General features: G+C 70.5%; 14 protein-coding genes. 3 read left to right on the top strand and 11 right to left on the bottom strand.

Going from position 1 to position 19,339, the window contains the following annotated elements; genetic code table 11:
- Window positions 1-36 precede the first annotated feature (36 nt).
- Window positions 37-1,698, bottom strand: a complete 1,662-nt coding sequence (locus tag JIAGA_RS0120520) for an ABC transporter substrate-binding protein (protein WP_084469855.1) — start codon at window positions 1,696-1,698, stop codon at window positions 37-39.
- A 705-nt stretch (window positions 1,699-2,403) separates the two neighbouring features.
- On the opposite strand from JIAGA_RS0120520, the gene JIAGA_RS31270 reads away from it, so the two are divergent.
- Window positions 2,404-3,393: a GntR family transcriptional regulator gene (locus JIAGA_RS31270; RefSeq protein WP_051426322.1), complete on the top strand. Its 990-nt coding sequence runs from the start codon at window positions 2,404-2,406 to the stop codon at window positions 3,391-3,393.
- A gap of 5 nt (window positions 3,394-3,398) precedes the next feature.
- On the opposite strand, the gene JIAGA_RS0120510 is transcribed toward JIAGA_RS31270, so the two are convergent.
- The 8 genes from JIAGA_RS0120510 to JIAGA_RS31255 are packed head-to-tail and all read right to left on the bottom strand — an operon-like array spanning window position 3,399 to window position 12,613.
- A complete protein-coding gene (locus JIAGA_RS0120510) occupies window positions 3,399-4,871 on the bottom strand; it encodes a class I adenylate-forming enzyme family protein (protein WP_026877103.1) in 1,473 nt (490 codons plus the stop codon).
- 12 nt (window positions 4,872-4,883) lie between these two features.
- Complete coding sequence (locus JIAGA_RS31265; protein WP_084469853.1) at window positions 4,884-6,653, bottom strand: thiamine pyrophosphate-binding protein; 1,770 nt, start codon at window positions 6,651-6,653, stop codon at window positions 4,884-4,886.
- Entirely contained in the window at window positions 6,650-7,750 is a 1,101-nt protein-coding gene (locus tag JIAGA_RS0120500) for a DmpA family aminopeptidase (RefSeq protein WP_026877102.1), read from the bottom strand. The genes JIAGA_RS31265 and JIAGA_RS0120500 overlap by 4 nt, the downstream gene beginning before the upstream one ends.
- A complete protein-coding gene (locus JIAGA_RS0120495; RefSeq protein WP_026877101.1) occupies window positions 7,747-8,172 on the bottom strand; it encodes a cobalamin B12-binding domain-containing protein in 426 nt (141 codons plus the stop codon). Before JIAGA_RS0120495 ends, JIAGA_RS0120500 begins: the two co-directional genes overlap by 4 nt.
- A 15-nt stretch (window positions 8,173-8,187) precedes the next feature.
- On the bottom strand, window positions 8,188-9,867 hold the full coding sequence (locus JIAGA_RS0120490; RefSeq protein ID WP_026877100.1) for an acyl-CoA mutase large subunit family protein: 1,680 nt from the start codon (window positions 9,865-9,867) through the stop codon (window positions 8,188-8,190).
- A complete protein-coding gene (locus JIAGA_RS31260) occupies window positions 9,864-10,769 on the bottom strand; it encodes an ArgK/MeaB family GTPase (protein ID WP_051426320.1) in 906 nt (301 codons plus the stop codon). Before JIAGA_RS31260 ends, JIAGA_RS0120490 begins: the two co-directional genes overlap by 4 nt.
- Window positions 10,756-12,246: a class I adenylate-forming enzyme family protein gene (locus JIAGA_RS0120480; protein ID WP_026877099.1), complete on the bottom strand. Its 1,491-nt coding sequence runs from the start codon at window positions 12,244-12,246 to the stop codon at window positions 10,756-10,758. The genes JIAGA_RS31260 and JIAGA_RS0120480 overlap by 14 nt, the downstream gene beginning before the upstream one ends.
- Before the next feature lies 1 nt (window position 12,247).
- Entirely contained in the window at window positions 12,248-12,613 is a 366-nt protein-coding gene (locus tag JIAGA_RS31255; protein WP_051426319.1) for a hotdog domain-containing protein, read from the bottom strand.
- A 252-nt stretch (window positions 12,614-12,865) separates the two neighbouring features.
- Here JIAGA_RS31255 and JIAGA_RS0120470 point away from each other — a divergent pair, with 252 nt between their 5' ends.
- Complete coding sequence (locus JIAGA_RS0120470; RefSeq protein WP_026877098.1) at window positions 12,866-14,539, top strand: DUF885 domain-containing protein; 1,674 nt, start codon at window positions 12,866-12,868, stop codon at window positions 14,537-14,539.
- On the opposite strand, the gene ggt is transcribed toward JIAGA_RS0120470, so the two are convergent.
- Window positions 14,524-16,161: a gamma-glutamyltransferase gene (gene ggt, locus JIAGA_RS0120465; RefSeq protein ID WP_026877097.1), complete on the bottom strand. Its 1,638-nt coding sequence runs from the start codon at window positions 16,159-16,161 to the stop codon at window positions 14,524-14,526. The genes JIAGA_RS0120470 and ggt overlap by 16 nt on opposite strands.
- Window positions 16,154-17,182, bottom strand: coding sequence for a dipeptidase (locus tag JIAGA_RS0120460; RefSeq protein ID WP_026877096.1), 1,029 nt, complete (start codon window positions 17,180-17,182; stop codon window positions 16,154-16,156). The genes ggt and JIAGA_RS0120460 overlap by 8 nt, the downstream gene beginning before the upstream one ends.
- A gap of 166 nt (window positions 17,183-17,348) precedes the next feature.
- On the opposite strand from JIAGA_RS0120460, the gene JIAGA_RS0120455 reads away from it, so the two are divergent.
- A complete protein-coding gene (locus JIAGA_RS0120455) occupies window positions 17,349-19,277 on the top strand; it encodes an amidohydrolase family protein (RefSeq protein ID WP_026877095.1) in 1,929 nt (642 codons plus the stop codon).
- Window positions 19,278-19,339: the final 62 nt, after the last annotated feature.

The raw sequence follows: 19,339 nt of genomic DNA, 5'->3' as shown, positions 1-19,339 counted from the left end.
TCGCGACCACAAGCGTTCGACCGGCGACGAACCCCACTACTTGGGAACGAGGTTCAGCACCCAGGGCAGGTTCGACCAGAAGCTGCTGAACTCGACCAGGTCGTAGTCGATCGAGCCGTAGGTGTTGCCCTCGGCATAGAGCGGCACGTAGGGAACGTCCTCGCCCAGGTGTGTGAGGACCTCCGCGTAGATCCCCAGCCGTTCCTGCGGGTCCTGCTCCAGCAGTCCGTCGGTGAGCAGCTGTGTCACTTCCGGCGGCGCGTACTCGGCGAAGTTGAGCCCGACCGGCTGCCCGGCCGCGTCGGTGTCCATGAACAGGGCGGCCCAGCTCGGGTCCGGCGAGCAGGGACCGGTCTGGAAGAACGTGAACGGCTTCTCGTCCTCGCCGAGGGCGGCGTAGTACGCGGTGTCCTGGAGTACCGCGACGGTGATGTCGATGCCGATCTCGCCCAGCTGGGCCGCGATCACCTCGGCTATCGCGGCAGAAGCAGCGGTGACCGTGAGGTCGTAGCTGAACCCGTCCGGGACCGACGACTGCGCCAGCTCGGCCTCGGCGGCATCCAGGTCGAACGGATAGGTCTCGACCTCCTCCAGCGCCGCTTCGACCTCCTCGTCAGAGCCGAGTGTCTGGAGCAGCCTCTCGGAGATCAGGTGCTCGGCCGGTCCGGCCGCGGCGCCCTGGGCCGCCGCGATGATGTCGTCGGGGTTGATCGCGTACGCGACCGCCCGGCGCACGTGGACGTCGTTCCACGGCTCGCTCTGCGTGGGAATGCTGAGCAGCGTGTTGGCACAGGTCGGCACCGTCGTCACGGAGTTACCGCCGGCGGCGGCGTCGAAGCCGGTGGGGCCGGCTACCGTCGGGGTGATGTCGATCTCGCCGGCCCGCAGCGCCAGCGCCATGCTGTTGTCGTCGGCGAAGGCCTTGATCGAGATGCGGTCGACGGGGGGCTTGCCGCCCCAGTACTCCTCGTGGGCTGACAGCTCCATGCCGGTGGCCGGGTTGACGCTGTCGAACTTCCACGGACCGGTCGCCACCAGTAGAGTGCCCGGCTGACCGAAGGAGTCTCCGGCCTCCTCGGCGAACTTCTTCTGGAAGATCACCGAGTACCACATCGCGGGCGTGAACTGCCACGACGCATCCGGCTGCGTCAGCGTGACCCGCACCGTGTACGGGTCCACGGCCTCGATGGTGTCCACCGTGGCGAAGTAGTTGGCCCTCCGCGAATCCGGCGCCCGCAGATGATCCCAGGAGTACTTCACGTCCTCCGACGTCAGCTCGGTCCCGTCCCAGAACATCACGCCCTCACGCAGCGTGTACTCGAAGACGGTGTCGCTGACCTGCTCCCACTCCGTGGCCAGCCACGGCTGCAGCTGACCCTCCGGGTCGATCCGCAGCAACGGCTCCAGACCGAGCTGGTTGACGAAGAGACCCGATTCCATGTTCTCCGCCGGATCCACGAGAGTCACCTTGCCGGCCAGACCCACGTTCAGGTGCGGGATCCGTTCGTCCGAGACCGGTTTGCCCGGGTCCACGCTCCTGGCTGTCTCGGCCGGCCCGGCATCGCCGCTGGCAGGATCCTGCTCGCCGGCGCCGCCACCGCCGCCGGCGCATGCCGCGAGCAGCGTGACGCCGAGAACGCACGACATGATCTGCACGTGGCGCCGTCCGCGCCTGGGAACACGGTTCGTCTCGGACATCTCAACACCATTCGGTTGTCGTGGCAGAGAATCCGCGTCCCTTCACGGGACTCCGCGAAGAGCCTGGTTCTCGTCGCTCCGGCCTGTGTCTAGCTGGCCCATGTCGTAACGTGGAGCACAGCATTGTCTGATTGCTTATGCCTGTCAAGACCTAGTTGAGTGGTCTAACCTAAGTCCGAGACGGGCAGTCGATATCAGGCAAACCGCACGACTTCGAGCCGATACAGCTAGCGCCATCTGCGGCGGGCCAGCCCCGTCCGTCCGCCGCGCAAGTGACCGGCGCGGCACCGAGAGCTGATCGATCGGGCCGATACACGTCTATTGCCTTAGGTTGAAATGTCACAGACCGGCGTGCGGCGGACCCAGCGGAACGCTCACTGACCCACCGGCGGGGCACGTGAATGCCGCGCCCCGGCGGCCCTTGATCGCCGGTCGTCGATGGAGCCCGCGAGCCTGCCGCCCTGGCAAGGCGGATCGTCACCCCGCCGTCGACATGTCCGATCCCGTGTGCGGTCAGCCTCGCCAAGGCCCTCTCGAGCATTGCGGATGCCCGAGGGCGGCCGATTCGCCCTATGATCTATGGCAAATGGAGGGACTGGCCATCGCTCGGGTCGTTGAGCTCATCCGGTTAGGTCGACTCGACGCCACGGACAGTGGTGTACTTGTGCTGGGCGGATACGTCCTTCCGCAGAGGGAGAGCGAGCAGTGGTCGACAAGATTCAGGTGAGCCTGCACTCCGATGTGCCCATCTACCGGCAGATCGTCACGCAGCTGTCGTTCATGATCGAGACCGGCGACCTCGCGCCCGGCCAAGCCCTTCCCAGTGCCCGCCTCCTGGCCGACAACCTCCACATCAACCGCAACACCGTCGCGCGGGCCTATGCCGAGCTCGGCGAGATCGGCCTGGTCGAGGGACGCGGACGCAGCGGCACCATCGTTGTGGGACCCGGGCCCGCCCGTGAGGGGTCGCTGGCTCGTGACCAGGCCAGACAGCTGCTCGAGGCGGCCACCCGTGAATGCATCGAGCTCGGGCTGTCCGCTGCCGAGATCCAGTCGCTGGTCATGAGCCTGGCCTTGCGCGCCGAGGACGACCTGTTGAAGGTCTCGTTCGTCGAATGCAACGTCGACCGCGCCAAGTACTTCGCGAGCGAGCTCGAGGCCAACATCGGCGTCAAGGTGAAGCCGCTGGTCCTCGGCACCTTCGAGCCCGAGGAAGAGCGCGCCGACCTCGTCCTCACGACATTCTTCCACCTCGCGGAGGTGCGCGCGATCATGCGCCGCCCCAACACCGAGATCGTCGCCATCGTCGTCGCACCGCACGTCCAGACGCTGGTGCAGATCGCCTCCGTGGCGAGGAACGGCACGGTCGGCATCTGGTACCGCACCGACGAGCAGGCCATCACCGTCCGGGACTCGCTGCGCGACTCCGGTATCAAGAACATCGAAGTGCTCGACGGCATCGAGGAGAAGGACCTCGAGGGCGTCGACCTCGTCGTGATCCCCGACGGCATGGGCGAGCTGCGGGAGCAGCTCGAGGGCCGGGTCAAGGTCATGGAGTTCGGCAACGTGCTCGACGCCGCGTCCATCCGAATGGTCAGCGACGTCGTCCGCGACATGCAGGACCTCAAGCGCGGCGGGCCGCCGTCGCTCGGCAAAGCGCCCTCCGCTCCGGCGACGCCCGTTCACGCGGGCTGAGGTCGTCACGCACCCACGAGATCGATCCCCCCATCGGCGATCAGCCGCTTCACCGCCGCCTTGTCGCCCTTGCCGATCCCGGTGACCGGCAGGCTCGCCACCAGCGCGGCCGCCGACGGACGCTTGAAGCTCGGCAACGCCTCGCGACAGTGCCGGAGCAGGCCCTCCGCGGTGAGACCACTACCCGACTTCGGCACGGCGACGACCACCGGCGTCTCGCCCCACCGATCGCTCGGGATCCCCACGACGATGGCCTCCTGGACGCCTCCGTGGCCGAACGCCGCAGCCTCGATCTCGGCCGGAGCGACATTGAGGCCGCCCGAGATGATGATGTCCTTGAGCCGTCCGGTCAGGAAGACCAGCCCACGGTCGTCCACCCGGCCGATGTCCCCAGTGCGTAGCGCGCCCGTCGCCGTCAGCGCGCCGTTCGTCGCCGCGGCGTCGCCGAAGTAGCCGCGCATGCGGCTGGGCGCGGCCGCCAGGATCTCCCCGGCGTCGCCGTGGCCCTCCAACCTGTCGTGCGCCACCTGAGTCGTCGGGAAGGCGCGCCCGACGGTTGTGGGCTCGGCCCGCAGCATGGCGTGCGTCGCGACGGTGACGGGGACCAGTTCGGTCAGTCCGTAGAACTGGTGTGTCTCCACCCCGGGCAGCAGCTCCCACCACGTCCGGAGCAGGTGAGCCGGCATCGGCTCGGAGGCGAACAGGATCCACCGGAGCCCGGCGAGCTTCTCCAGGGGCGCGTGCTCGATCAGCCTGCTGAGGATCGTCGGCACAGCGTCGAACGTCGTCGCCCGGGTGCAAGCGTCGGCGACCCGCTCGACGTCGAAGCCGGGTAGGACCTCCAGCGAGCCACCGGCGCACAGAGTGGGCAGAACGTGCTCGGGAATGCAGGTGTAGAGGGGCAGGAACACGAGGCCACGGTCGCCGCGGTCGAAGGGCAGGGCCGCCGTCATCTGCAGCGCCGTGTGGAAGATCGATCCGTGCGTGTGCTCGACACCCTTCGGCCGTCCGGTCGAGCCGCTCGTGAGCATGATCTTACAGGTGGCGTACGGCGCGATCCGGGGCAGCGCCGGGCCGGCCGGCCCGCGCGGCGGCGCGGACAGCTCCAGGAGCCGGTGGGAGTCCTCGAGCCCCTCCCGGAGCTCCGCGGGGACCCGGCCGGCCAGGATCGTGCGCACGCCGACGAGGTCGAGCTGGTCGCGGACCGACGCGAGGTCGAGCATCGTGTTGATGGGGACCGCGACCAGCCCGGCCCGCATGACGCCCAGGTAGGCGGCGATGTAGGCCGGTTCGTTCTGCCCGATGATCCCGACCGGCTCCCCCGGTCTCAGCCCGAGGCCGAGCAGTCCTCGGGCCATCTCCTCGGTGCGCGACCAGAACTGCGCATAGGTCCAGGTCTCGCCGTCGTAGATCAGCGCCGGATCGTCCGGGTGGGCCCTCGCCACGGCGCCGATGTGGGATATCAGGGTGCTGACCATGCCATGACCACCTCACCGGTTCACGACTCTGCGGCCCCCAGGACGCGGCCCCGACAACCACGTCCGCTCGGCCGCGTCCCAGGCGGCGAGTGCGTGGTACTCCGGCACCAGGGCGAGGCCGCTTCTGGTGTCCGGTGACACCGGTTCGCGAGAGACCCGGACGGCGACCACCGCGGGTGCGTGCGCGAAGGCCTCGCCGAGCACCGTGTCCAGGTCGTCCACGCTGCCGGCGCGGTAGCCGGCGACGCCGAGGCTCTCGGCGAGCCGGTCCCAGGCGCAGGGGCCGAGCTCGGTGCCCATGACCCGCCCCTCGTAGTTGCGGACCTGGTCGACGCGTTCGATGTTCCACGCGTTGTTGTCGGCCACGACGACGACGAAGCGTGCGCCTTCGCGGACTGCGGTCTCCAGTTCCATGACGTTGAAGCCCAGGGCGCCGTCGCCGACGAGCGCGATGACCGTGCGGTCCGGATGGTTGAGCGACGCCGAGACGGCGAACGGGATGCCCACCCCGAGGCATCCGAACGCCCCCAGGTCCAGGTAGGTGGGCGTGTTCAGGCTAGACCGCGACCACGACAGGATGTCCCCGCCGTCGACGATCACGATCGCGGTGTCGTCGATGTGCTCATTGAGCGCGCGGATGACCTGGAGCGGGTGGAGCCCGCCGTCTGCGGGAGTGGGTTGGGCTTGCATCGTCTCGCTGAGCCGGCGCCGCTTGCCGGCGTTGCTGCTCATGACGTCGTCGCGCCACGCGAGATCCGGAGCGGCCGGTCGCGCGCCGGCCGCGAACAGAGCCTCCAGCGCTGAGTGCGGATCGGCGCGCAGCTCCACGTCGCCGCGGCGGTTGGCCTGGACCTCTTCGGAGTTCCGGCCGATCCGCAGGAACCGCTCGGCCCCGGTGAAGACCGCGGGCGACCCGTACGCCGTCTCGAAGTCCAGCTGCCGGCCGACCGTGATCACCAAGTCGGCCTCGGCCATCGCCCGGGCCCGCGCCGCCGGAACGAACGTGGGGATGCTCTCGGACAGGGCGCCCCGGCTCGCCCGGGTGTCGAGGTACAGGGCGCCGGTCGTGCGCACGAACTCGGCCAACGGGCCGGGCACGGTGAGCGCCTCGCGACCGGCGAGCACCAACGGCCGGGTGCTGGCCGCGATCGCGTCGACGGCTCGGTCGACGGCGGCGGCCTCCGGTGGCCGGCGCGCCCTCGTGCGGCGCGGATAGGTCGTGTAGAGCGGCGCGGCATCCTGGCGCAGCAGCTCGGTGCCGAACTCGACGTACACCGGGCCGCCGGGGCCGTCGTCACCGAGCGCCGCGCTCACGGCGCGGTCGAGCCGGTCGACGACGTGCCGGCGCGATCGGACCACCTCCACTGCCCGGCAGACCGGCCGGACGATCGCCGCTTGGTCGATCTCCTCCAGGGCACCCATGCCCGCCTGCTCGTCCGGCGGGCGGGTCGAGATGACGAGCACCGGTGAACCGGCGAGGAAAGCACATCCGATCCCGGTGACCGCGTTGGTCAGCCCCGGCCCGGTCGTGACGATCGCGACGGCGAGTCCGTGGCGCAGATCGGCCTCCGCCTGGGCCATGTGCACGGCGGCCACCTCGTGCCGCGCCGTCACGATCCGGACGCCCCGCGCGTCCAGCTCCGCCCAGATCGGCTTCATGTGCGAGCCGGGCAGGCTGAACACCCGTTCGATCCCCTGACCACTCAGGTACTCGGCGATCGCCGCGGCCACGGTGGCCGGCGTGGCATCGGGTGGTTCGGCGGGTGGCATCGGACGCGTCATCCGGCGTAGGCCGTGCGCAGGCGGTTGTGGTCCAGCGCGTGCGCGGTGATCCCGTCGCGTCCGACACTGGTGTCCGCGGTCACTACGGCATTGAGGATCGCCTCCTCGGTGGCGTCGATGACCGCGTCGAACAGGCCGTTGATCACGGTGTTGCTGGCCATGCGCAGCGGAATCTCGTCCGGGTCCGGTTCCACCAGGCCGACCCGGGGTAGGCCTTCGTTCCCGGTGGAGAACGCCAGGAGCAGGTCGCCGCTGCCGTTCTCGCCGGACCCGCCGGTCCGCCCGATGGCCAGGGCGCCACGCTGGGCCAGCCGTTCGCACTGATGTGGCAGCAGCGGTGCGTCCGTCGCGATGAGCACGATGATCGACCCGCTGCCCCGGGCCGTCCGCACCACCGCGTCGAACGGCGACGGGACCTCGTCGGTGGGGATCCGCTCGCCGACCGGTACGCCGTTCACCCGCAGCCGCCCACGCCGGCCGTGGTTGGCCTGCACGAGGACGCCGACGGTGTAGGTGTCGCCGACGACCCGCGACGACGTGCCGATGCCGCCCTTGAACTCGTGGCAGATCATGCCCGTGCCGCTGCCGACCGAGCCCTCGGCGACGGGCCCGCCGGACAGGGCGTCGAAGGCCGCGTCGACGTGGGCGGCCGTGACGTGCTGCCCGTTGATGTCGCTCAGGATGCCGTCATACGTCTCCGCCACCACCGGAAGGTGGAAGTAGAGCTCGTCGTCGCCCCGTTCCCCGTGCAGCCGGGCGACGATCGCGTCGCGGACCACGCCGACCGAGTGGGTGTTGGTCAGGCCAATCGCGGTGGTGAGCTGCCCGTTCTCCCGGATCCAGTGCAGGCCGGTCATCTCGCCGTTGCCGTTGAGCCGGTGGAAGCCGGCGAAGACCGGCGAGCGCCAGACCTGCGGCCGCGGCTCCACGACGGTCACCCCGGTGCGCACCGGGCCCTCGCCGACGACCAGCGGCCCGTCGCCCGCGCGCAACGTGTGGTGTCCCACCCGCACGCCAGGGACGTCGGTGATGGCGTTGTGCCGGCCGGTCGGGAGGTCACCGACCACGATGCCGAGGTCGCGCGACCTGAACGTCACGCCAGCCTCGCCTGTCGGGCGTTGCGGGAGATGTACTCGACCAGCTCGGCCGTCGGCGTCCCAGGCCCGAAGACCTCGTGGACGCCGTAGCCCTTGAGCGTGTCGGCGTCCTCGGGCGGGATGGTGCCGCCGACGACGAACAGTACGTCCCGGCGGTCGTTCTCCTTCAGCAGCGCGCACAGGTCCCTGGCGTACTCGAGGTGAGCGCCGGACAGGCTGGACAGGCCGAGGACGTCGGCGTCTTCCTGGACGACCGCGCGCAGGATCGATTCCGGGCTTTGATAGATGCCGGTGTAGACGACTTCCATACCGGAGTCGCGCAACGCCCGTGCCACGACCTTGGCGCCGCGGTCGTGTCCGTCGAGCCCGGGCTTGGCGATCACCACCTTGAGCGGCGGCAGACCAGCAGTGGCGGATGTCATTGTCACGTCCTTCCTCTAGAACACGGTCGACGGCTGGTGGTGGCCCCACACGCCGCGCAGCACGTCACAGATCTCGCCGACCGTGGCTCGAGCGCGCACGGCGTCCTCGATCAGCGGCATCAGGTTGTGCTGCAGGTCGGGGGCGGCCTTCTCGATCGCCCGCAGTGTCGTGCTCACCTGCCGGTCCTCGCGGGACCGTTTCACCTCGGCGAGCCGCGCCATCTGGCGTTCCATCACGCCGGGCACCGGACGGTCGATCTCGATGTCCTGGGTCTCGTCCTCGTCGACGTAGGCGTTCACACCGACAGTGATGGTGTCGTTGCTCTCGACCTTGACCTGCTGCTCCCAGGCGGAATCGGAGATCAGCTGGACCGCGTAGCCGGACTGGACCGCCTCGATCATGCCGCCCATTGCGTCGATCCGCTCGATCAGCGCGAGCGCGTCCTCCTCGATCTGGGAGGTGAGCGACTCCACGTAGTACGACCCGGCGAGCGGATCGACGACGTCGGCGACGCCGGTCTCGTGCAGGATGATCGCCTGGGTGCGGACGGCGATCTTGATTGCGCTCTCCGACGGGATGGACAGGGCCTCGTCGAGGGAGTTCGTGTGCAGCGACTGGGTGCCGCCCAGGACGGCAGCCATGGCCTGGATCGCGGTCCGGGCGACGTTGTTGTACGGCTGCTGCGCGGTGAGGGAGACGCCTGCGGTCTGGCAGTGCGCCCGCATCAGCCACGAGCGGGGATCCTTGGCGCCCAGCCGCTCCCGCATGAGCCGCGCCCACAACCGGCGGGCCGCCCGCAGCTTCGCCGCCTCCTCGAAGAAGTTGTTGTGCACGTCCCAGAAGAACGACACCCGCGGCGCCAGCCGGTCGACGTCGATGCCGCGCTCGACCGCGTGCTCCAGGTAGCACAGCGCGTTGCTGATCGTCAGCCCGACCTCCTCGACGGCCGTCGCACCGGCGTCGCGGATGTGGTAGCCGCACACGTTGAGCGGGTTGAACCGCGGCATCACGTCCGCGCCGTACTCCATCGTGTCGACCACCAGCTGCACCGAGGGCAGCGGCGGGAAGATGAACTCGTTCTGGGCGATGTACTCCTTGAGGATGTCGTTCTGGGTGGTCCCGGTGAGCACGTGGCCCGGGATGCCCCGCTCGTCGGCCACCACCCGGTACATGGCCAGCACGACGGCGGCCGACGGGTTGATCGTCATCGATGTGGAGATCTGGTCGAGCGGGATGCCGTCGAACAGCGCATGCATGTCGACGACGGTGTCGACGGCGACACCGATGCGGCCGACCTCGCGTCGGTACACCTCGTGGTCGGAGTCGTAGCCCAGCAGCGTCGGTAGGTCGAAGTCGGTCGAGAGACCGGTCTGGCCGGTCCTGAGCAGGTACTTGTACCGGTTGTTGGTGTCCTCGGCCTGACCGAAGCCCGCCACCTGCCGGATCGTCCACGGCCTGCCGCGGTACATCGTGGCGTGCACGCCACGGGTGTACGGGTACTCACCGGGGAGCCCGATGTCCTCGGCCGGGTCCAGGTGCCGGATGTCCGCATGGGTGTAGATGTCCTTGACGGGCGCACCGGACAGGGTCGTGTACTCCGAGCGCCGCGGCGGGATCCGCTCGTAGTCGGCGGCGACCCGCCCGGTGCTCCATGCCTCGACGCGCTCGTCCCAGCGCTTGTCGTCCTCGTTCATCGGCTCCATCGGTGTGACGCCTCCTTCAAGATCTTGTCCACGGAGTCCTGCATGGTCGCGTGCGGGTCGAGGTCGAGCGCGCCGGCGCAGTCGGCGACCCAGGCCTCCGCCACCAGCGCCGCGTCCGAGCCCCACTTCGCCAGGCGCCGCGCCTCCAGCTGCCCGTCCTCCAGCAGCGACTTCCACCGCGCGTACATGCCGTCGCGCACCTGGTCCACCCCGGTGCCCTCGATGGCCACCGTCTTGTACACGGCGTCCACCCGCCCGGCGGCCAGGCGCAGGTGCCGCGCCGTCTCCGAGGCGCCGGGCCGGTCGGCCATGTTGACGATGAAGGCGTCGGCGACCTCCATGAGGCCCGCCTTGATCGTCTGCACGGCGTCACCGAGCCCGGGCACGGTGACCAGCAGCACGGTGTCGGCGACCTCGACGATGGCGACCTCCGTCTGGCCCGCGCCCACCGTCTCGATGAGCACGATGTCGAACAGGCCGGACAGCTCCAGGAGCCGGGCGATGTTGCGGGTGGACCCGGCCACGGCGCCATGCGATCCGCGACTGGCCAGGCTGCGCACGAACACCCCGGGCCGGCCGGTCAGGTAGGTCTCCATCCGTACGCGGTCGCCGAGGACGGCTCCGCCGCTGAGCGGGCTGGACGGGTCGATCGCCAGGACGGCGACCCGCTGGCCGTCGTCGGCGAAGGACTCGATCAGGCGGCCGGTGAGGGTGCTCTTGCCGGCGCCCGGCGGCCCGGTGATGCCCACGATGTGGCAGGGCCGGGACGCCCGTGGGATGGAGACCTCCCAGGGCGGGCTGTTCTCGACCACCGTCACCGCACGGGCGAGCGGCGCCCAGTGGCCTTGCCGGCCCTTGGCCACGAGTGCCTCGATCTGGTCAGACTCGAACAACGTTGATCTTCCCATCCACGATCATCTTCCTCACCGTGTCCTTGGCCGTCTTGCCGATACCGGTGGTCGGGAGGGCGTCGATCAGCCCGGCGGCGGTAGGTCGCTTGTAGCTGGTCAGCTGTGACCTGCAGTGGCTCAGCAGGTCGTCGGCCGTCAGGGCCCGGCCCGGACGGGGCACGGCGACGACGACCGGGGTCTCACCCCAGCGTTCGCTCGGCACGCCCACGACGACCGCCCGTTCGACCGACGGATGCCGGGCGGCGACGGCCTCGATCTCGGCGGGCGCGATGTTGATGCCGCCGGAGATGATGATGTCCTTGCTCCGGCCGGTCAGGAAGACGAGCCCACGCTCGTCGATGCGACCGAGGTCACCCGTGCGCATGGCGCCGTCCGGGCCGAGCGCAGCCTTCGTGGCGACCTCGTCCTTGTAGTACCCCACCATCTGGGCCGGACTGGCGCCGATCAGCTCGCCGCCGTCCGCGCCGCCGCCGTCCGCGCCGCCGCCGTCGACGCTCAGCCGCGTCGTCGGGAACGCCCGCCCGATGGTGGACGGCTCCCGGCGTAGCAACCGGTGCGGCGCCGCCGACAGCGGCAGCACCTCCGTCATCCCGTAGAGCTGGTGTGTCTCCACGCCGGGCAGCTCGTCCCACCAGCGGTGCAGGAGCGTCACCGGCATGTGCTCCGACGCGAACAGCACCCACCGCAGGTGGGCGAGCTTCTCCGGGGGCGCGTGTTCGATCAGCCGGCTCAGGATCGTCGGCACCGCGTCGAATGTCGTCGCCCTGGTGCAGGCGTCGGCGACACGCTCGACGTCGAATCGCGGCAGGATCTCCAGCGCGCCGCCGGTGCACAGCACCGGCAGCACCTGCTCCGGGATGCACGCGTAGAGCGGGAGGAAGACCACCGACCGGTCGTCCGGGCGGAACGGGAACGTCGAGGTCAGCTGCTGTGCCGCGTGCAACATGGTGGCCTGGGAGTGCACGACCCCCTTCGGCCGTCCGGTCGAGCCGCTGGTCAGCATGATCGCGGCCGGCGTCGCCGGTCCCGCGACCGGTAGCCGGCCGCGGCGCTGCACCGGATCGTCGGCGCCCATAGGGAGGATTTGGAACGTCTCGGCGAGCTCGTCGCGGACGACCGCGTCGACCCGGCCGACGAACACGCGCGTGGCGTCGACCGAGGCGAGCAGGCTGCGCACCGTCGCGCCGTCGAGCCGGTCGTTGACCGGAACCGCGGTACCGCCCGCCCGGGCGATCCCGAGGTAGTTGACGATGTACGCCGGCTCGTTGGCGCCCAGGAGACCGACCGTGTCGCCGGGCCGCAGGCCGCCTGCGAGCAGGCGCCGGGCGGTGTCCTCCGCGCGCGACCACAGCTCCCGGTAGCTCCAGGTGGCGCCGTCGTGGATCAGCGCCGGGCGGCCGGCGTGCGCACGCACCACCGCCTCGATCCACGCGACGACCGTGTCAGGGTGGGCGATCACTTCAGGCAACGCCCGCGCCGGAGTTGGTGCCCACCACGATCGTCGCCACGGCGGTGGCCGCCAGCACCGGGTCGGTGCTGGCGAGCGCGCCATTCTCGTCGACGCCGAGGACCTTGAAGATCCGGGCCTCGATGATGCGGCTGCGGTTCCCTCGCCGGGTCACCCGCGCGATGCCCTCGACGTAGTCGCCCACCCGCAGCGGCGCGAGGAACTCGACCGAGTCGTATGCCGCGCATAGGCCCTCGTCGCCCCCCTCCTTGAGGGCGAGTTCGGTCTCGAGGTCGGCGAAGATCTCCATCGCCTTCGACCCGGGGACCAGGTTCCCGGCGTACCGCGCATCGCCGGGCGACAAGCGAAGTCGGATCATCGCTCGGTCGTCGCCAACAGACCTCGGCTCCAACATCAGACTCCTCCGTGCAAGCTGGGGGATCCTTGTCGCAGACAGAGTAGAGCACTTAGACCTAAACGAGTAGGTCAGATTGTCCGCCAGTTTCAACCATGCCGTTCGCCACTACCGACCGCGCCAGCTTGAGCTGGTGTCATCATCCCATGTCGCTAGATCGAACAAGGCGCTAGCGTGTGGGCCACCAGCGACCCGGCCGTCCGACGAAGGAGCCACATGGATACCGCGTCCCGACCCCTCGCCGAGCTGTCCGACGACCTGTTCGCGGCGTTGGCGGCGGCCGATCCGTTCGTGGCGACGCTCATCCACGGCATCCCCGGGCTCGACGGCGAGGTGCCCGATCTCGACGAGTCCGCCCAGCTCGCATCGGCCGAGCGCCTCCTGGACCTGGCGGCGCGCGCGGAGCGGATCCCGGCGGACGAACTCGACGACCATGATCGGGTGACGCGGGACGTGCTGATCCACGTCGCGCGGTCCGAGGCCGTGCCGTTCCATGACCGGCATGCGGAGTTCGCCGTCTCCGGCTACGCCTCCCCCAGCGCGTTGCTGTTCACCGCGCTGACCAACGTCTCGGTCGCCACGCCGGACGAGCAGCAGAGCTACGTGCGCCGGCTGCGCGGTGTGCCCGGGTACCTCCGCCAGGCCCGGGAGCGGGCGCTGGACGGCGTGGCTGCCGGCCGGGTGCCGACCCGCCGCGGCGTCGAGCAGACCGTCGAACGGCTGGACGTCTACCTGCGCAGCCGCGCCCAGGACGACCTCATCGCCGGCAGGGTGACCGGCGCCGCCGTCGAGGACGAGGTCCGCGACCTGGTGGCGGAGTCCATTCGGCCGGCGCTGGCGGCGCTGATGGAGACGCTCTCGGGACCGGTGCTGGCGGCGGCCCGGCCGGACGAGCTCAGCGGGCTCCTGTACGTGCCCGGCGGCGGCGAGATGTACGCGCGCGCCGTCGCGGCGCACACGACCACGACACGCTCGCCGGACGAGATCCACCGGCTCGGCCTGGACCTGTGCGAGGCGTTGCGCGACGAGTACGCCGTGCTGGGGAAACGGGTCTTCGGCACCGGCGACTTCGACGCGATCGTCGACCGGCTGCGGCACGACCCGGATCTGCGCTACTCCTCCGCCGAGGACATCCTGGCCGACGCGCGGGCGGCCGTGGCCCGGGCCGAGGCGGCGCTGCCGAACTGGTTCGGCCGCACCCCGTCGACGTCGTGCGCGGTGGTGCCCATGAACGAGGTGCTGGCGCCAGCCGCGGTGCTCGGCGAGTACCTGCCCTCGTCCGGCGACGGCAGCCGGCCGGGCCGCTACAACCTCAACACCCACGCGCCGAGCACGCGGACCCGGTACGAGTACGAAACACTAGCGTTCCACGAGGGCGTGCCCGGCCACCACCTGCAGTTCGGGCTCGCGCAAGAGCTCACCGAGCTGCCTGCGTTCCGTCGTCACTTGTACGTCCCGGCGTTCGGCGAGGGGTGGGGTCTCTACTCCGAGCGTCTCGCCGACGAGATGGGGCTCTACTCCGGCGATCTGTTCCGCTTCGGCATGCTCTCGTTCGACTCCTGGCGGGCCTGCCGGCTCGTTGTCGACACCGGCCTGCACCACCACGGCTGGACGCGTCAGCAGGCGATCGACTTCATGCTCACCAACAGCGCGCTCACCCCCGAGAACGTCGCCAACGAAATCGACCGGTACATCGCCTGGCCAGGGCAGGCCCTGGCCTACATGACCGGCCGCCTCGAGATCGAGCGGCTGCGGCGAACGGCACGCGAACGCCTCGGCGCCGCCTTCGACATCCGCGCCTTCCACGACGCCGTCCTCGGCAACGGGTCAGTGCCCATGACAGTGCTGGCCGGCGCCGTGGAACGCTGGATCGCTCAGGTGCCCGCCTGAGCGGCCGCCGTCACCTCCAGGGCCATGCCGTCGCCGCCGGGATCGGCGCCACCGCGCCACCGTCCGTCCTGCCGCGCCAGCCCGTGGACAAGGCCGAAGGCATGGCTACGGGGGCTGCGCACCACCTCGTACCCGCGGGCCTCGAGCGCGGCCTGGGTGACGCGCGGGACGCGATTGACGACGTCGATGACGTCGCTGGTGGCGGAGAAGCGCGGCAGCCCGACCGCCTCACCGATGGGGACGCCGAAGTCGAGTACGTTCAGCGTCGCCTGAAGGACGCCCATGGCGATCTGTGTGCCGCCAGGGGCACCGATCACCAGCATGGGGCCGTTTTCGTCGAACACCACCGACGGGCACACGGAGCTGAACCGGGCCTTGCCCGGGGCGATCGACGCCGCCCGGCCGGGCCGGGGGTCGAAACTTGACATGCAGCCGTTGTACATGAAGCCCAGCCCGGGGCTGACCACCCCGGACGGCAGGCCCAGCGAGTGCGTCATGGCCACGCAGTTCCCGTCGGCGTCGATCACCGAGAGATGGGTGGTGTCGTGGCCCTCGACCGGTCCCTGGTGACGCGGCACGGAGAACCGCTCGCCGGCCTCGATCCGCTCCGCGACCTCCCGCGCGTAGCCCTTCGACGTCAGCCGGTCCAGCGGCACGTCCACGAACGCGGGGTCGCCGACGTAGCGGTCCTTGTCGGCCGTCGCCTTCTTCATGGCCTCGCTGACGACGCGCACGTACTCCACGCCGTTGTGCCCCAACGCCTCGAGGTCGAAGTTCTCGAGGACGTTGAGCATTTGGACGAGCTGCACGCCGCCACCGGGCGGCCGGTTCGTGGCGACCGACCAGCCGCGGTACGTCGTCCATAGGGGGTCGTTGCGCCGGACGGCGACGTCGGCGAGGTCCTCCAGCGTCAGGTGACCGCCGTTGGCGGCGACGTCGTCGACCATCGCCCGGGCCAGGTCGCCGGTGTAGAACGACTCGGGGCCCGATCGCGCGATCGCCGCCAGCACGTCGGCATAGTCGCGGTTCACCACAACGTCGCCCATTCGCTTCGGCGACCCGTCCGGGCGCAGGTAGAGCGCCGCGGCGGCTGGGGTGAACGACGCGCGGTCGCTGTTGGCGACGTGCCCGAACGCGCCCGGATCGGACCAGAAGGCGTGGACGTCCGGGCGCACCGTCCATCCATCGCGGGCGTACTCGATCGCGGGCGCCAGGACGTCGCGCCACGGCAGCGTCCCGTGCTCCTGATGAGCGGTGTGGAGCGCCCGCAGCGACGCCGGTGCGCAGATGGACTCGTAGCCGATCTCGTTGACGTGGCCGGTCACGATGAAGCCGAACCCGTCGCGGGCCTCGCCCTCGACGAGCGACTCCCACATTTCGGGTCGGGCCGCTCTCGGCGCCGCCGCATGGAAGTCGTAGTAGCCGTGGAACTCCCGTTGCGGGAGGTACGCGGCCATGCTGCCGAATCCGGCGATGCCGCACATCAACGGGTCGACCACGGTCTGCACGAAGGCGCAGGCGATCGCCGCGTCGACCGCGTTGCCGCCCGCCTCCAGGATCGCGGCGCCGGCCTCGACGGCCTCCGGCTGCGCGGCGACGATCACCGCGCGGCGCTCAGCCACGCGCACCGACGCCCATCACATGGTCGAGGACCCGCATGGCGTTGCCGCCCAGCACCTTGGCGACGTCGGCCTCGGAGAAGCCGCGGGCGACCATCTCGGCGGTGAGCTTCGGGAGGTCCGACGGCCGCCGGACCTCGGCGTCCACGAACTCGACGTCCACGCCCATGATGACCATGCGGCCGCCGTAGACCTCCGCGTAATAGTCGTCGACGAAGTCCGGTCCCAGCCCCACGGCGTCGATCGAGGCGACCGACGCGATGTGCTCAATGTGGTCGACGACACGGGCGGCGGTCGGCCGGGCCGGGTCGATGAACGGCGGGATCGCCGCCGCGACCCCGATCACGCCCCCGAGGTCGGCGATGCCTTTGATCTGGTCGTCGCTGAGGTTTCGGTGCATGTCGGTGATGGCCCGGCAGCCCGAGTGGGTCGCGAGCAGCGGGCGGGTCGCCCGGGCCAGCACGTCATCGACGCCGGCCACACCGAGGTGGCTGATGTCGAAGACGATCCCGAGCCGTTCCATCTCGGCGAGCACCTCGAACCCCTGCGGGGTCAGCCCGCCGCGCGCGCTGTCGTCGAACCCGCTGCCGTCCGCGAGGTGCGTCCGGCCCAGGTGGGCGAGAGACACCACCCGCGCGCCGACGCGGTACATCGTCCCGATCAGCTCCGGGTCCTGGCCCAGGGCATGCGCACCCTCCAGCCCGATCACGAACGCGATCCGGCCGGCGGACACGGCCGCCGCGACCTCCGCTCCGGACAGGCAGACCTCCACCTCGGGGTGGTGTGACGCCAGCTGATGGATCCGCTCGATGAGCAGCAGCGTCCGCCGCAGGGCTCCCTCGGACTGGTATTGCGCCTCGATGAACACGGGCAGCACCTGGACGTTCACACCGCCCGACCGCAGCTCGGGCAGCCAGAACTCGGCGAAGTGCTCCGGCCGGCCGCGCTGGTCGAAGTGGTCGACCAGCAGGATCAGGTCGTTGTGCAGATCGACGACCAGGGCCTCGTCGTTCGGCGCCGTCATCGGTCGGTCCCAGGCAAACAACGTCGCATCATCATGGGTCGATTCTTGAGGCAACCAGCCACTGGACGCAAGGGTTAGACCTATGTCCGTAGGTCGAACTTGCTGCTAGCGTGGCGACCTTCCAGCGGCACGAGGACTGGAGGACCAGGTGAATAACGCCGCGCCGATGACGATCCTCGCAGGAACCGTGCTCTCGATGACCGATCGCGGGGTCCTGCGGGACCAGGCGATCACAGTGGCCGCCGGCCGGATCACCCGGGTCGCGCCCCGCACCGAGCGGCAGATCACCGGCTGGGTCGTCGACTGGCGGGACCGGACCATTCTGCCCGGTCTCGCCGACTGCCACGTGCACGTCGAGGACCGGGCGGACATGCTCGGCTACCTGGCGCACGGCGTCACGCTGGTGCGCAACATGCGCGGCAAGCCGTGGCACCTGGACTGGCGCAGACGCGTCGCCGAGGGCACGGAGCTCGGGCCCTACCTCGTCACCAGCACCGCCATGGCCGACGGCCGCGGTGCGCCGGGAACGACAGTGTGGCCGGACTCGGCCCAGATCACCGATCGCGCCAGCGCGCACGCCGCGGTGAACCGGTGGGCCGATCTCGGGTACCAGCAGGTCAAGGCGTATCAGTGGCTGTCCGGCGAGGCTCTCGAAGGGCTCGGCGAGGCCTGCCGGGACACCGGCCTCCCGCTGGTCGGGCACTGCCCGCAGGCGCTCACCGTCCACCAGGCGATCGACCGCGGCCAGACCGGGTTCGAGCACCTGAACAATTACGAGTACGGCTCGCTGCGCCCGGCCGCCCAGGAACGCCTCGACGCCTTCTTCGCGCAGGGGTTCAGCTACGGACGCGGCCGGAACCGGTTCTCCCCCGATGCCGCCCGGGCGGCATCGGACATCGACGAACACAAGATCGCGGCCCTGGCCCAGCGGATGGCCGCCGAGAACATCACCTCCTGCCCCACGCTGATCGTCCTCGACCGCCTGCTCGGGCACCGCGACTTCACCGACCCGCGGCTGCGCCTGACCGATCCCGTGCTCGCCCGCACGTGGCGGCCTGAGAACGATTTCCGCATCATGGCGCTGACGCCCGACGAGCTGCAGGGCACCGCCGATCTCTTCCATGAGCGCAGCCGGCGCGTCCTCGCCGCGCTCCGTGACGCCGGCGCGCCGGTCCTGGTCGGCACCGACACCCACAACGCGTTCGTCTTCCACGGGTCCTCGCTGGTCGAGGAGCTGGAGCTGATGACCGGCGCCGGGTACACGAGCGCCGAGCTCGTGCGGCTGGCCACGAGCGGCGCGGCCGACTACTTCGGACTGCCCGATCGCGGCCGCGTCGAGGCCGGGTTCGTCGCCGACCTCGTGGCCGTGACCGGCGACCCCCTGGTGTCGGTCACCGCTCTGAAGGACCCGTCTGCCGTCGTCGTGGGCGGGACGGTGCTGGAGCGCCCGCAGTTGGACGCCCTGCTCGACGAGGTCGAAGCGCTCGTGCACGCCGAGCCGGACCGAGCCCGGCTGCTCCCGGTGCCGCCCGGCGAACGACTGGTCGGCGAGTACGAGCGGAGCAACTTCGGCCGGATCGACGCCGCCACCAGAATTTCCTCGCACTCCGACGGCGGCGCGACCACCTGGCGCGAGCAAATCGCGACGCGACACGGCGTCGAGACCCGCACGACGGTCATCGACGCGTCCGGCTACCTCGTGTCGGCCGACATCGAGCGGCGCCGCGCCGAGGGCGCCGACGTCGCGACGGCGCGACGCGACGGCGACAGCTACGCCGTCCACTTCTCCACCCTCGACGGCTCGGAGTTCGACGCCGAGGTGCCCGCACCCCTGCTACCCGCCGCCGACCTCGGGGTGGCCGCCCTGCTGGCCGCCGCCCGGCTGGCCCCGGACCGGGGCCCGTGGCCGGTGCTGTCGCTGCGCGCCGGCCTGGCCAACGCCCTGCGGCCCGTCCCGGGAACGCTCGAGCGCGACGGCGACGAGCTGGTGCAACGCACTACCGACGCCATCGTCCGGATCGCCGGCGACGTCGCCGACGAGTACACGGTGCAGGCGCCCATGGCCCAGCTGGTGCACCGGCGAGCGGGCGCCTGACGTCTTCGGTACCCGCCTCGCGACGTTGATCATGGGGATGTCGAAGTTCCCGAGTGCCCGGG

It is taken from the genome of Jiangella gansuensis DSM 44835 (assembly GCF_000515395.1).
GTDB classification, from domain to species: domain Bacteria; phylum Actinomycetota; class Actinomycetes; order Jiangellales; family Jiangellaceae; genus Jiangella; species Jiangella gansuensis.
Note: the sequence above shows the minus strand (reverse complement) of the source record. Positions and strands in the feature narration are given on the sequence as shown.

Bases quoted from the DNA above. Each gene is read 5' to 3' on its own strand.
- JIAGA_RS0120520 (WP_084469855.1), bottom strand. From the start codon at position 1,698: ATGTCCGAGACGAACCGTGTTCCCAGGCGCGGACGGCGCCACGTGCAG.
- JIAGA_RS0120510 (WP_026877103.1), bottom strand. From the start codon at position 4,871: ATGGTCAGCACCCTGATATCCCACATCGGCGCCGTGGCGAGGGCCCAC.
- JIAGA_RS31265 (WP_084469853.1), bottom strand. From the start codon at position 6,653: ATGACGCGTCCGATGCCACCCGCCGAACCACCCGATGCCACGCCGGCC.
- JIAGA_RS0120495 (WP_026877101.1), bottom strand. From the start codon at position 8,172: ATGACATCCGCCACTGCTGGTCTGCCGCCGCTCAAGGTGGTGATCGCC.
- JIAGA_RS0120490 (WP_026877100.1), bottom strand. From the start codon at position 9,867: ATGAACGAGGACGACAAGCGCTGGGACGAGCGCGTCGAGGCATGGAGC.
- JIAGA_RS31255 (WP_051426319.1), bottom strand. From the start codon at position 12,613: ATGATCCGACTTCGCTTGTCGCCCGGCGATGCGCGGTACGCCGGGAAC.
- JIAGA_RS0120470 (WP_026877098.1), top strand. From the start codon at position 12,866: ATGGATACCGCGTCCCGACCCCTCGCCGAGCTGTCCGACGACCTGTTC.
- JIAGA_RS0120460 (WP_026877096.1), bottom strand. From the start codon at position 17,182: ATGACGGCGCCGAACGACGAGGCCCTGGTCGTCGATCTGCACAACGAC.
- JIAGA_RS0120455 (WP_026877095.1), top strand. From the start codon at position 17,349: ATGACGATCCTCGCAGGAACCGTGCTCTCGATGACCGATCGCGGGGTC.